The organism is Sphingopyxis sp. C-1 (genome assembly GCF_001047015.1).
Lineage (GTDB): Bacteria > Pseudomonadota > Alphaproteobacteria > Sphingomonadales > Sphingomonadaceae > Sphingopyxis.
In genome coordinates, this window is record NZ_BBRO01000001.1 from 713,091 (window position 1) to 725,476 (window position 12,386).

Here is a 12,386-nt window from a genome sequence, read left to right on the forward strand (position 1 = left end):
TTTGTTCTGCCTATGTTCTTGTGCTAGTCATGGGTCATGTCCGCCAAACCAATTCTGGAAAAGCTGAGCATTTTGGCCGATGCGGCCAAATATGACGCATCCTGTGCGTCGTCGGGGACGGTAAAGCGCGATTCGGTCGCGAGCAAAGGCATTGGCTCGACAGAAGGTATGGGCATTTGCCACAGCTATGCCCCCGACGGGCGGTGCATCTCGCTGCTGAAAATTCTACTCACCAATTTCTGTATCTACGATTGCCGCTTTTGCATCAACCGCGCGTCGAGCAACGTCGAGCGTGCACGTTTCAGTCCCCAAGAGGTCGTCCGCCTGACGCTCGATTTCTACAAGCGCAACTATATCGAAGGGCTGTTCCTCTCGTCGGGCATCATTCGCTCCGAGGATTATACGATGGAGCAACTGGTCGAGGTCGCGCGCATCCTGCGTGAGGAGCATCGTTTCGGTGGCTATATTCACCTTAAGACGATCGCGGGGGCCGATCCGGGTTTGATCGCTCTGGCGGGGCTCTATGCAGACAGGCTGTCGACCAATGTCGAACTGCCGACCGAAGCGGGGTTGAGCAGCTTCGCGCCCGAGAAGAAGCCCGAGACGATCCGCAAGACGATGGCGTCGGTGCGCGTCGGCGCCGAAGATGCGATCGATGCCGCAAAGAGCCGGTTGATTGGCAAGGCGATGCCGCCACGCTTCGCGCCCGCGGGTCAGTCGACACAGATGATCGTCGGCGCCGACGCGTCGCGCGACGATGATATATTGAAGACCGCGACGAACCTCTATTCGGGTTATCAGCTCCGCCGCGTCTATTATTCGGCATATAGCCCGATCCCCGATGCGAGCAGCGACTTGCCGCCGGTGCGGCCGCCGCTGATGCGCGAGCATCGCCTGTATCAGGCCGACTGGCTGCTGCGCTTTTACGGCTTCGAGCGCGCGGAGATTATGGAGGGGGCGAGCGGCGGAATGCTCGATCTGACGATCGATCCCAAGCTGGCTTGGGCGCTGAAGCGGCGCGAAGCCTTTCCCGTCGACATCAACCGCGCGCCGCGCGAATTGCTGCTGCGGGTGCCGGGGCTGGGGACGCGTGCGGTCGAGCGTATCATTGCGGCGCGGCGACTAGGCAAGCTGCGGCTCGGTGATTTGGCGAAGCTGACGGGATCGGTCAAAAAGCTGCTGCCCTTTGTCGTCCTGCCCGACTGGCGGCCGGGGATGCTGACCGACAGTGCTGACCTGCGCGCGCGCTTCGCGCCGCCGCCCGAGCAACTGGCGCTCGCGCTGTGAAAGAGATCGTCCTGAAGGAGTCCGGCGATTTTGCCGAATGGCGGAGCGCCGCGCGCGGACTACTGATCGGCGGGGTGGCGCCCGATGCGGTGAGCTGGCGTGACAGCGAAGCAGGCGCGTCGCTGTTCGGCGATGAAGTGGTGGAAGCGTCGGCCGGGGCGGTGTCGCTGCCGCGCGAATTGCTGGGGATCGCCGAGCGCGTGATCTGCCACCGCGACGCTGAAGTTCCGGCGCGGCTCTACCGGATCATCTGGCGCGCGTCGCGCGACCGGCAATTGCTCGCGCGCACCACCGACCCCGACGTCGACTGGTTGATGAAAGCCGACAAGGCGATCCGCCGCGATGTTCACAAGATGCACGCCTTCGTGCGCTTTCGGCGGCTTGGCGAAGATGAGGCAGGACGCGAAAGTTTTGCCGCTTGGTTCGAGCCCGATCATCGCATCCTGCGGATCACCGCGCCCTTCTTTCAGCGGCGTTTCTATGGAATGGACTGGGCGATCGTCACGCCCGACGCGCGCGCGATCTGGCAGGCCGAAAATTTGAGCTATGGTCCCGGCGGCACGAAAAGCGATGTTCCCGACAGCGATGTCGTCGAGGATCAGTGGCGCACCTATTATGGCGCGATCTTCAATCCCGCGCGGGTGAAGATCGAGGCGATGCGCGCCGAAATGCCGAAGAAATACTGGAAGAACCTGCCCGAGGCGCAGGATATTGCGCCGTTGCTCGCTGGCGCGGAGGCGCGGGTGGAACGCATGCGTGAAACGGCCGTTTCCTTGGCGAACCCTTTGACCGACAAATGGCGGACGCGTGTGCCCGACGAATTGCTTCTCGATGACGATGTGAAGACGTTGGGCGAGCTGGCGCGCGCGGTCGATCGCTGCACGCGCTGCCCGATTCATTGTAACGCGACGCAGGCTGTCGCCGGCGAGGGGCCGCAGTCGGCGCGCATCATGTTCGTCGGCGAACAGCCGGGCGATCAGGAAGATTTGCAGGGGCGCCCGTTCGTCGGACCCGCAGGGCAGGTGCTGAACGAAGCGCTCGAGGAAGCGGGCATCGACCGCACGCGATTGTTCCTGACGAACGCGGTCAAGCATTTCAAATTCGAGCCGCGCGGCAAAAGGCGGCTGCATCAGAATCCGACTGCGGGCGAGATCGATATCTGCCGCTGGTGGCTCGACAAGGAACGCGCCTTTGTTCAGCCCGAGCTGATCGTCACCTTGGGCGGAAGCGCGCTGCGGGGAGTGACGGGCAAGAGCGCGAGCATCGCGTCGATGCGCGGTAGAGTGCATGAACTGGCGGGCGGTGGAAAACTGTTGGCGACGATCCACCCGTCGTTCCTGCTGCGCCTGCCCGACCGCGACCGCGCCGCCGAAGAGCGCAAGGCCTTCGTTGCCGATCTGATTCGGGTGCGGGAACTCGCCGCCTGATGGTAAAGGCCAAGTCCTGGATCGAGCCGCATCCGAGCGGCATCTATGTGAAGCCCGCCGACCTTTGGATCGACCCGTCGCGCCCGGTCGAGCGCGCGGCGGTGACGCATGGTCATGCCGATCATGCGCGCAGCGGGCATGGCGCGGTGTTCGCGACCCCCGAGACGCTCGCGATCATGGCGCTGCGCTATGGTGTCGATGTCGAGGCGAGCCATAATCAGGGCTTTGCCTATGGCGACGGGTTCGAGCGCGGCGGGGTTCGCTTCAGCTTTCATCCGGCGGGGCATGTGCTGGGCAGCGCGCAAATATTGATGGAATATCAGGGCGAGCGGATCGTCGTGACGGGCGATTATAAACGCCGCCCCGACCCGACCTGCGCGCCGTTCGAGGTCGTGCCGTGCGACATCTTCATCACCGAGGCGACGTTCGGATTGCCGGTGTTCCGCCACCCGCCGACCGCCGACGAAATCGCCAAGCTGATCGGCGCGGTGCGCGCCGAGCCCGATCGGTCGGTGCTCATCGGCGCCTATGCGCTGGGCAAGGCGCAGCGCGTGATTGCCGAGCTTCGGGGCGCGGGTTGGGATGCGCCGATCTATATGCACGGCGCGCTAGAGAAGATGTGCCAGCTTTATGCTGCGCATGGTGTCGATCTCGGCGAACTCCGGCTCGTCAGCGAAACCGACAAGGCCGAGATGGCGGGGCAGATCGTCATTGCGCCGCCGTCGGCGCTCAACGACCGCTGGTCGCGGCGGCTGCCCGATCCGGTGACCGCAATGGCATCGGGATGGATGCGCGTGCGTCAGCGCGCGCGGCAGCGGATGGTTGAGTTGCCGCTTGTGATTTCGGATCATGCCGACTGGGACGAGCTGACAACGACGATATCGGAGGTGAATCCCAAGGAAAGCTGGATCACCCATGGCAGCGAAGACGGGCTGCTCCGTTGGTGCGAGCTGCATCAGCGCAAGGCGCGCGCCTTGCATCTGGTCGGCCGCGATCTGGAAGAAGAGGCGTGAAGCGCTTCGCCGCCCTGATCGACCGGCTGATCTATACGCGATCGCGCAACAGCAAGCTGGCGCTGATCGTCGATTATCTGCGGCACACACCCGATCCCGACCGCGGCTGGGCGATCGCGGCGCTGACCGAAAGCCTCGATTTTCCGGCGGTGAAGGCGGGGACAGTGCGGACCTTGCTCGCGACGCGGGTCGATGAGGAATTGTTCCGGCTGTCGCGGCATTTTGTGGGGGATACGGCGGAGACGGCGGCGCTGCTGTGGCCCGACGCGCCGGGCGCGAAAGCGGACCTCAGTGTCTCCGCCGCCGTCGACGCCCTTGCGTCGGCCACGCGCAGCGATGCCCCCGCGATCGTCGCTGCACTGCTCGACCGGCTCGACGCCGATGGACGTTATGCCTTGCTCAAGCTCGCGCTGGGCGGGATGCGCGTCGGCGTGTCGGCGCGGCTGGCGAAACAGGCGTTTGCGCAGGCGTTCGACGTGCCCGTCGATGATGTCGAGGAGCTGTGGCACGCAATCCCGCCGCCCTATGCGCCGCTGTTCGCGTGGGGCGAGGGCAGGGCCGAGCGACCCGATCTTGCCAATGTCGCCTTCTTCCGGCCTTTCATGCTCGCGCACCCTCTGGAAGAAGCGAGCGTCGATTTGGCCGACTATGCCGCCGAGTGGAAATGGGACGGGATCCGCGTCCAGATTGTCCATGGCGGGGGCGAGACGCGCATCTATAGCCGCGGCGGCGAAGAGATCAGCGGCGCGTTCCCCGAACTGGTTGCGGCGTTCGATCAGGATGCGGTGATCGATGGCGAACTGCTTGTTCGCGGCGAAGTGCAAGGCGGTGAAGCGGCGAGCTTCAATGCGCTGCAGCAACGGCTCGGGCGCAAGACGGTGTCGAAGAAGATGCTCGCCGATTATCCGGCGTTCGTGCGCGTCTATGATCTGCTGGGCGTAGACGGCGAAGATCTGCGCGGGCTGCCCTGGACCGAGCGGCGGCGGCAATTGGAAGCCTTTGTGCCGCGGCTCGCCGACAGCCATTTCGATCTGTCGCAGGTGATCGATGCCAGCGACTTCGACGATCTCGCCGAACGCCGTGCGGGTGCGCGCGATGCCGCGATCGAGGGCGTGATGCTCAAGCGCCGCGATGCCCCCTATGTCGCGGGGCGGCGCGCCGGTCTCTGGTATAAATGGAAGCGCGATCCGCTCACCGCCGATTGCGTGATGATGTATGCGCAGCGCGGCAATGGCCGCCGCGCGAGCTTTTATTCGGATTATACGTTCGGATGCTGGTCCGATGGCGGCGAGTTGCTGCCGGTGGGCAAGGCCTATTCTGGCTTCACCGACGAAGAATTGAAATGGCTCGACAAATTCGTGCGCGACAACACGCTCAACCGCTTCGGTCCGGTGCGCGAGGTCGAGAAATCGCTGGTGCTGGAGGTCGCATTCGATTCGATCCACAGCAGCAAGCGCCATAAATCGGGGCTCGCGATGCGCTTCCCGCGCATATCGCGCATCCGCCGCGACAAGCCCGCTGAAGAAGCCGACCGGATTGCGACGCTTCAGTCGATGGTGACTTAGGTCGCTTCGTCATTGCGAGGAACGAAGCGACGCGGCGGTCCAGAGTAGGCACAAGCCGCTCTGGATTGCTTCGCTACGCTCGCAATGACGGACAAGGTGCCTAATATTTCCTCGTCACAGGGTTGCAACCCGCGGCCTCGATACCGAGTTTAAGGCCGCAAACCCCTCGATAATAAAATGGAGACTGCCATGACTATCGCCCATCCTCCCCTTCCTTACGCTCAGGACGCGCTGGAGCCGCATATTTCGGCCGACACGCTGGCGACGCATCATGGCAAGCATCACAAGGCCTATGTCGACAAGACCAACGCCGCGATCGAGGGCACCGAACTGGCGTCGAAGCCGCTCGAAGAAATCGTCCATCACGCCGAAGGCTCGGGGAACAAGGGCCTGTTCAACAATGCCGCACAGGCATGGAACCACGCTTTTTATTGGGAAAGCCTGTCGCCGACCAAGACCGAACCCAAGGGTGACTTGCTCGCCGCGATCGAACGCGATTTCGGTTCGCTCGACGACCTGAAAAAGAAGCTCAAGGAAACCGCGGTCAACCATTTCGCTTCGGGCTGGGCATGGCTCGTCTCGCGCGACGGCAAGCTGTCGGTTACCGACACGCACGACGCAGGCACCGAGCTGGTCGCGGGCATCAAGCCGCTGCTCGTGATCGATGTGTGGGAACATGCCTATTATATCGACCGCAAGAATCTGCGCCCGGCCTATGTCGACGCGGTCGTCGACGAACTGCTCAACTGGGATTTCGCCGCAGAGAATTTGGCGCGCGACACGACCTGGACCTACCCGGCGTAATTCGCCATCCCTCCCCCTTGATGGGGGAGGCAGCGAGGCTTGCCAGCTTGCTGGCTAGCCGCAGCGGTGGGGGTGCGGTCTTGGCGTAGTATAAGGTCGCACCATCACCCCCATCCAACTCCGCCTAGCCGCTTTGCGGCAAGGCTGCCGTATCCTTCCCCCATCAAGGGGGAAGGGATTTTTGGCCCGTCCGGGCCTATCCCGACGCTGGCGCTTCTCCTATAGGGCCGCCATGACGATCAGCCTTTTCGAACTTTTCAAAATCGGTGTTGGCCCCTCCAGCTCGCATACAGTGGGCCCGATGGTCGCCGCGCGGCGCTTCACGGTCTGGCTCGACGAGCAGGATTTGCTGACCAAATCCGCGCATGTCGAAGCCGACCTTTATGGCTCGCTGGCGCTGACGGGCAAAGGCCACGCCGCCGACACTGCCATCGTCGCGGGACTTGCCGGCGAAATCCCGGCTTCGACCAGCCTCGCCGCGATCAAGGCGCATTGGGATCGCGCCGAGAGCGAAGGTTTCCTTTATCTGCTCGGGCGCCAGCGCGCGCGCTTTCAGCCCGCGCGCGACCTGCATTTCCAGATGCGCCAGCGCCAGCCCTTTCACAGCAATGCCGTCAGCTTCACCGCGCGCGACAGCGAAGGCGAGATTCTCGCCAAGCGCATGTATTTCTCGATCGGCGGCGGTTTCGTCGTCGACGAGGATGAAGCGGGGCGCAACAGCCGCGGCGCCGAGGATGAGGTCGAACTGCCTTTCGCGTTCACCTCGGGTGCCGACCTGCTCGAGATGGGTGCGGCATCGGGCAAGAGCTTTGCCGAGATGATGCTCGAGAACGAGCTCGCGCATCGCAGCCTCGAAGAGGTTGAGGCTGGGCTCGATGCGATCGCGGGCGCGATGGACGCGTCGATCGAAGCGGGCTGTTGCAGCACGGGCATTCTGCCCGGCGGATTGAAGGTCAAGCGCCGCGCGCCGCAGATCGCCGCCGACATCCGCAATCGCCACGAACAGAATCTGACCGATCCGCTCGCGATGATGGACTGGATCAATCTGTGGGCGATGGCGGTGAACGAGGAAAATGCCGCGGGCGGCAAGGTCGTCACCGCGCCGACCAATGGCGCGGCGGGGATCATTCCCGCAGTCATCCGCTTCTACCGCCGCGGCTATCGCGGCGATGACAAGGGCGTGCGCACCTTCCTGCTCGCCGCCGGCGCGGTCGGCGCGCTCTATAAGCGCAACGCCAGCATCTCGGGCGCCGAAGTCGGCTGTCAGGGCGAGGTCGGCGTCGCTTGCTCGATGGCCGCAGCGGGTCTGACCGCGGCGCTCGGCGGCACCAATGCGCAGGTCGAAAATGCCGCCGAAATCGGCATGGAGCATAATCTGGGGCTGACTTGCGACCCCATCGGCGGGCTTGTGCAAATCCCGTGCATCGAGCGCAATGCGATGGGCGCGATCAAGGCGATCGACGCCAGCCGCATCGCGATGATCGGTGATGGCACGCATGTCGTCAGCCTCGACACGGTCATCGTCACCATGTTGCAGACGGGCCGTGACATGCGCGACAAATATAAGGAAACCTCGAAAGGTGGGTTGGCGGTTAGTGTGGTCGAGTGTTGAGCTGACATTGCTCACGCGGCTTCTTACCCGGTCGGCGATCATCCCCGGCGAGTAAGCGAGCGTTCACCGGCGAAGGCGGGGGCTCAGAAGATACAGCGCTGCGCCTCGTGGGCCCCGGCTTTCGCCGGGGAACAGGACATGCTTGCCGCGAGGCGTGACGGGGCCGGACGCGTGACACGCGGTTCTTGGCCACCTATATGGGAGCGGTCGAAAATAGAGCAGCAGGGTGGTGGCTCCTGCGCCCGCATTGCGGGTTCTTCTCAGCCTCGGCGTCAACTGGCTTGGGTTCGGTGTGACGCGGTGAGGCAACGCGCTCAGGCCACCTGCAAAGCGGAGCGTGAAATGAACTATTTTCTTCTTGGACTTGCCATTGTCGCCGAAGTCGTCGGCACATCTTTCATGAAGCAGTCCGAAGGCTTTACGAAGCTGGTGCCGAGCCTGATCACGATCACGGCCTATGTCGCCGCGTTCTACTGTCTGTCGTTGACGTTGAAAACCATTCCGACAGGCGTCGCCTATGCGATCTGGTCAGGGGTCGGGATCGTTCTGATCTCCGCAGTTGCCTGGATTTTCCAGGGGCAGAAACTCGATGCCCCCGCGATGATCGGGATGGGGTTGATCATCTCGGGCGTGGTCGTGATGAACCTGTTTTCGAAGGCAGCCGCGCACTAGTCGCAACGCCGCCCTAGAGAAACGATGATAGCGTTGTCATAGCTATGCAATCGCTGGTGGCTTGCATTGCTGCGGCGTTTGCCTGATTGGGACGAGCGAGAAGGAGACAGCCCCATGAAGACCCGCGCCGCCGTTGCGTTCGAAGCGAAGAAGCCGCTCGAAATCGTCGAACTCGATCTCGAAGTCCCCAAGGCGGGCGAGGTGCTGGTCGAGATCATGGCGACGGGCATCTGCCACACCGATGCCTATACGCTCGACGGCTTCGACAGCGAGGGCATTTTTCCGAGCGTGCTGGGGCATGAAGGCGCGGGCATCGTGCGCGAAGTCGGCGCGGGCGTCACCAGCGTGAAGCCGGGCGACCATGTGATCCCGCTCTACACCCCCGAATGCCGCCAGTGCAAAAGCTGCCTGTCGGGCAAGACCAACCTCTGCACCGCGATCCGCGCGACGCAGGGCAAGGGGTTGATGCCTGACGGCACGACGCGCTTCAGCTACAAGGGGCAGCCGATCTTCCATTATATGGGCTGCTCGACCTTCTCGAACTTCACCGTGCTGCCCGAGATCGCGGTCGCGAAAATCCGCGAGGATGCGCCGTTCCAGTCGAGCTGCTATATCGGTTGCGGCGTGACCACCGGCGTCGGCGCCGTAATCAACACTGCGAAGGTCCAGGTCGGCGACAATGTCGTCATCTTCGGGCTCGGCGGCATCGGGCTCAACGTGATCCAAGGCGCGCGCCTTGCGGGAGCCAACAAGATCATCGGCGTCGACATCAACCCCGACCGCGAGGAATGGGGCCGCAAGTTCGGCATGACCGAATTCCTCAACTCAAAGGGTATGAGCCGCGAGGATGTCGTCGCAACGATCGTGCAGATGACCGACGGCGGCGCCGATTACACCTTTGACGCGACGGGCAATACCGATGTGATGCGCACCGCGCTCGAAGCCTGCCACCGCGGCTGGGGCACCTCGATCATCATCGGCGTCGCCGAAGCGGGCAAGGAAATCGCAACGCGGCCGTTCCAGCTTGTCACCGGGCGCAACTGGCGCGGCACCGCATTCGGCGGTGCCAAGGGCCGCACCGACGTGCCGAAGATCGTCGACATGTATATGACCGGCAAGATCGAGATCGACCCGATGATCACTCACGTCATGGGGCTGGAAGAGATCAACAAGGGCTTCGACCTGATGCATGCGGGCGAGAGCATCCGCAGCGTGGTCGTTTATTGACCTTTCCGCCGTTCGGCCTATCCGCGTCGTCATTGCGGGCATAGCGAAGCAATCCAGAGTGTGCGTAAACCGCCCTGGATTTCCTCGCTACGCTCGCAATGACGAAATTGTGGGAGGAAGCGTTTGACCGGACCCTATGTCCTGACGTTCAGTTGCGTCGACGCGGTGGGCATCGTTGCCGCGGTGACGGGCCTGCTCGCGACACGCGACGGCTTCATTCTCGACAGCCAGCAATATGCGGACCTGGATTCGGGGCGCTTCTTCATGCGTGTCGAGTTTCGCGGGGCGGGGCCGAGCTTTCCCGACGGACTGGCCGGGGTGGAGGACGCCTTCGCACCGATCGTCACCCGCTTTGCGATGGACGCGCGGATCAGTGATCGCGCCGCCAAGCCGCGCTTCGTGATCGCGGTGTCGCAAGGCAGCCATTGCCTCAACGACCTGCTTCACCGTTGGTCGACCGGCAATCTTGCGATCGACATCGTCGGGGTCGTGTCGAACCATGAGGCGCAGCGGCGGCTGAGCGAATGGCACGGCGTACCTTTCCATTACTTGCCCGTCAGTGACGCGAACCGCGCCGAACAGGAAGCCGCGATCCTCGATATCATGGCGCGCGGCGGGGCGGAGTATCTAGTGCTTGCGCGCTATATGCAGGTGTTGTCGCAGGACCTGTCGGCAAAGCTGTCGGGGCGCTGCATCAATATCCATCATAGCTTCCTGCCGGGCTTCAAGGGCGCCAAACCCTATCACCGCGCGCAGGAGCGTGGCGTGAAGCTGATCGGTGCGACCGCGCATTTCGTGACAAGCGACCTCGATGAGGGGCCGATCATCGAACAGGCGGTCGAACGTGTCGATCATCGCGATTCGGTCGACGAACTGATCCGCATCGGCCGCGATACCGAAGCGCAGGTGCTGGCGCGCGCGGTGCGATGGGTCGCCGAACAGCGCGTTTTGATCGATGGGCGCAAGACGGTGGTCTTCCGTTAGCCAAGGGGGCAAGATAAGTCCCGAATCGCAACCATAATCAGGAGGAGCGGAAGCCAATGTACAGTCACAATATGGTCGGTGCGAATGACATCGACGCAGCACGGAAATTCTATGACGCGACCTTTCAGGCGATCGGCGGCAAGCCCGCGATCCAGGACGACAAGGGCCGTTTGATCTATATGCACAATGGCGGCTTGTTCCTTGTCGGGCCGCCGATCGACGGCGAACCGGCGACCGCGGGCAATGGCTGCACGATCGGCTTTGCGATGGAAGGTCCGGAGCAGGCGAAGGCCTGGCACGATGCGGGCGTCGCCAACGGCGGCACCTCGATCGAAGACCCGCCGGGTGTGCGCGAGGGTGGTTTCGGCCAGCTCTATCTTGCGTATCTCCGCGATCCGTCGGGCAACAAGCTCTGCGCGCTTCACCGCGTCGTCTGAGGACCTGTCATGCGCGGCGAAGCGGGATTGCTGACCGATCTGGATGCGCTTGGTATCTCCTTCGCCGCCTATGAACATGTCGCGGTGTTCACCGTCGCCGAGAGTGACGGCGTGAATGCCGCGATTCCGGGCGCCCACACGAAAAACCTGTTCCTGAAGGACAATGGTGGCGCCTATTGGCTCGTCACCGTTCCGGGCGAAGCGCGCGTCGACTTGAAGGCGCTGCCCGCGGCGATCGGCAGCAAGCGCGTGAGCTTTGGCAAGGCCGAAGACATGGAGCGGCTGCTTGGCATCACGCCGGGGTCGGTAACCCCGCTCGCTGCGATCAACGCCGCGCCGGGCAGCATCACGGTGGTGCTTGACGAGGGGCTCGCGAGGGCTGGAACCGTCAATGTCCATCCGCTCCGCAACACCGCGACACTCGGCTTGCCGGGCGCAAAGATCCTCGACCTCTTGCGTCATTGGGGGCATCAGCCCGTCGTCGCGTCCATCCCCGTTCAGGAGCCTGTATGAGCCTCGAAACCCTCTCCACCGTCCGCAGTCATGGCGGCACGCAGGGCGTGTACAAACATTCGAGCACGACGACCGGTACCGACATGACCTTCGCGGTCTTTGTCCCCGATCACGAACATGGCGTGCGGCTGCCGGTGCTCTGGTATCTGTCGGGACTGACCTGCACCCATGCCAATGTGATGGAGAAAGGCGAATATCGGGCCGCTTGCGCCGAGCATGGCGTGATTTTCATTGCGCCTGACACCAGCCCGCGCGGCGAGGGCGTTCCCGACGATCCCGATACGGCCTATGATTTCGGTCTGGGTGCCGGATTCTATGTCGACGCGACCGCCGAGCCATGGGCGACAAACTATCGGATGCGCTCGTACATCGAGGATGAACTGCCGTCGCTCGTGCTGCGCAACTTTGCGAGCGCGGATCTGACGCGGCAGGCGATCACGGGTCATTCGATGGGCGGGCATGGCGCGCTGACCATCGGCCTTCGCAACCAGGATCGCTTTCGCTCGGTCTCGGCCTTTTCGCCGATCGTCGCGCCGTCGCAGTGCCCGTGGGGGGAGAAGGCGCTCGGGGGTTATCTCGGCGACGACCGCGAGGATTGGCACGCCTATGATGCGTGCGCGCTACTCGATCAGGGGCTTCGCGTGCCCGACCTGCTCGTCGATCAGGGCGACGCCGACAATTTCCTTGTCGAACAGCTCAAGACCGAATTGCTGGTCGCAGCATGCGAACGCGCCGGTCAGAAGGCCGAAATCCGCATGCAGCCGGGGTATGACCACAGCTATTATTTCATCTCGACCTTCATGGCCGAGCATGTCGCCTGGCACGCGGAGCGGTTGAAGGCGTAA

At 63.3% G+C, this 12,386-nt stretch carries 12 protein-coding genes; all 12 read left to right on the top strand.

What is annotated here, in order from left to right; all coding sequences use genetic code 11:
- Window positions 1-36 precede the first annotated feature (36 nt).
- The 12 genes from SC1_RS03285 to fghA all read left to right on the top strand — a co-directional run bounded on the left by SC1_RS03285 (window position 37) and on the right by fghA (window position 12,386).
- Entirely contained in the window at window positions 37-1,287 is a 1,251-nt protein-coding gene (locus SC1_RS03285; RefSeq protein WP_062177519.1) for a putative DNA modification/repair radical SAM protein, read from the top strand.
- Window positions 1,284-2,714, top strand: coding sequence for a UdgX family uracil-DNA binding protein (locus SC1_RS03290; RefSeq protein ID WP_062177522.1), 1,431 nt, complete (start codon window positions 1,284-1,286; stop codon window positions 2,712-2,714). Before SC1_RS03285 ends, SC1_RS03290 begins: the two co-directional genes overlap by 4 nt.
- Window positions 2,714-3,727, top strand: a complete 1,014-nt coding sequence (locus SC1_RS03295; protein ID WP_062177525.1) for a ligase-associated DNA damage response exonuclease — start codon at window positions 2,714-2,716, stop codon at window positions 3,725-3,727. The genes SC1_RS03290 and SC1_RS03295 overlap by 1 nt, the downstream gene beginning before the upstream one ends.
- A complete protein-coding gene (locus SC1_RS03300; protein ID WP_062177527.1) occupies window positions 3,724-5,292 on the top strand; it encodes a cisplatin damage response ATP-dependent DNA ligase in 1,569 nt (522 codons plus the stop codon). Before SC1_RS03295 ends, SC1_RS03300 begins: the two co-directional genes overlap by 4 nt.
- Window positions 5,293-5,481: 189 nt before the next feature.
- Window positions 5,482-6,096, top strand: coding sequence for a superoxide dismutase (locus SC1_RS03305; protein ID WP_062177530.1), 615 nt, complete (start codon window positions 5,482-5,484; stop codon window positions 6,094-6,096).
- 232 nt (window positions 6,097-6,328) lie between these two features.
- Window positions 6,329-7,708 carry an L-serine ammonia-lyase gene (locus tag SC1_RS03310; RefSeq protein ID WP_062177533.1) on the top strand — a complete coding sequence of 460 codons (1,380 nt, stop codon included), beginning with the start codon at window positions 6,329-6,331 and terminating at the stop codon, window positions 7,706-7,708.
- A gap of 342 nt (window positions 7,709-8,050) precedes the next feature.
- Window positions 8,051-8,380 carry an SMR family transporter gene (locus SC1_RS03315; RefSeq protein WP_062177536.1) on the top strand — a complete coding sequence of 110 codons (330 nt, stop codon included), beginning with the start codon at window positions 8,051-8,053 and terminating at the stop codon, window positions 8,378-8,380.
- A gap of 114 nt (window positions 8,381-8,494) precedes the next feature.
- Window positions 8,495-9,607 carry an S-(hydroxymethyl)glutathione dehydrogenase/class III alcohol dehydrogenase gene (locus tag SC1_RS03320; protein ID WP_062177538.1) on the top strand — a complete coding sequence of 371 codons (1,113 nt, stop codon included), beginning with the start codon at window positions 8,495-8,497 and terminating at the stop codon, window positions 9,605-9,607.
- A 123-nt stretch (window positions 9,608-9,730) separates the two neighbouring features.
- Window positions 9,731-10,591, top strand: coding sequence for a formyltetrahydrofolate deformylase (gene purU, locus SC1_RS03325; protein ID WP_062177541.1), 861 nt, complete (start codon window positions 9,731-9,733; stop codon window positions 10,589-10,591).
- 56 nt (window positions 10,592-10,647) lie between these two features.
- Window positions 10,648-11,028 (top strand): VOC family protein, encoded by a 381-nt coding sequence (locus SC1_RS03330; protein ID WP_062177544.1) that lies wholly within the window; start codon window positions 10,648-10,650, stop codon window positions 11,026-11,028.
- A 9-nt stretch (window positions 11,029-11,037) separates the two neighbouring features.
- On the top strand, window positions 11,038-11,541 hold the full coding sequence (locus SC1_RS03335; protein WP_062177547.1) for a prolyl-tRNA synthetase associated domain-containing protein: 504 nt from the start codon (window positions 11,038-11,040) through the stop codon (window positions 11,539-11,541).
- Entirely contained in the window at window positions 11,538-12,386 is an 849-nt protein-coding gene (gene fghA / locus SC1_RS03340; RefSeq protein ID WP_062177549.1) for an S-formylglutathione hydrolase, read from the top strand. Before SC1_RS03335 ends, fghA begins: the two co-directional genes overlap by 4 nt.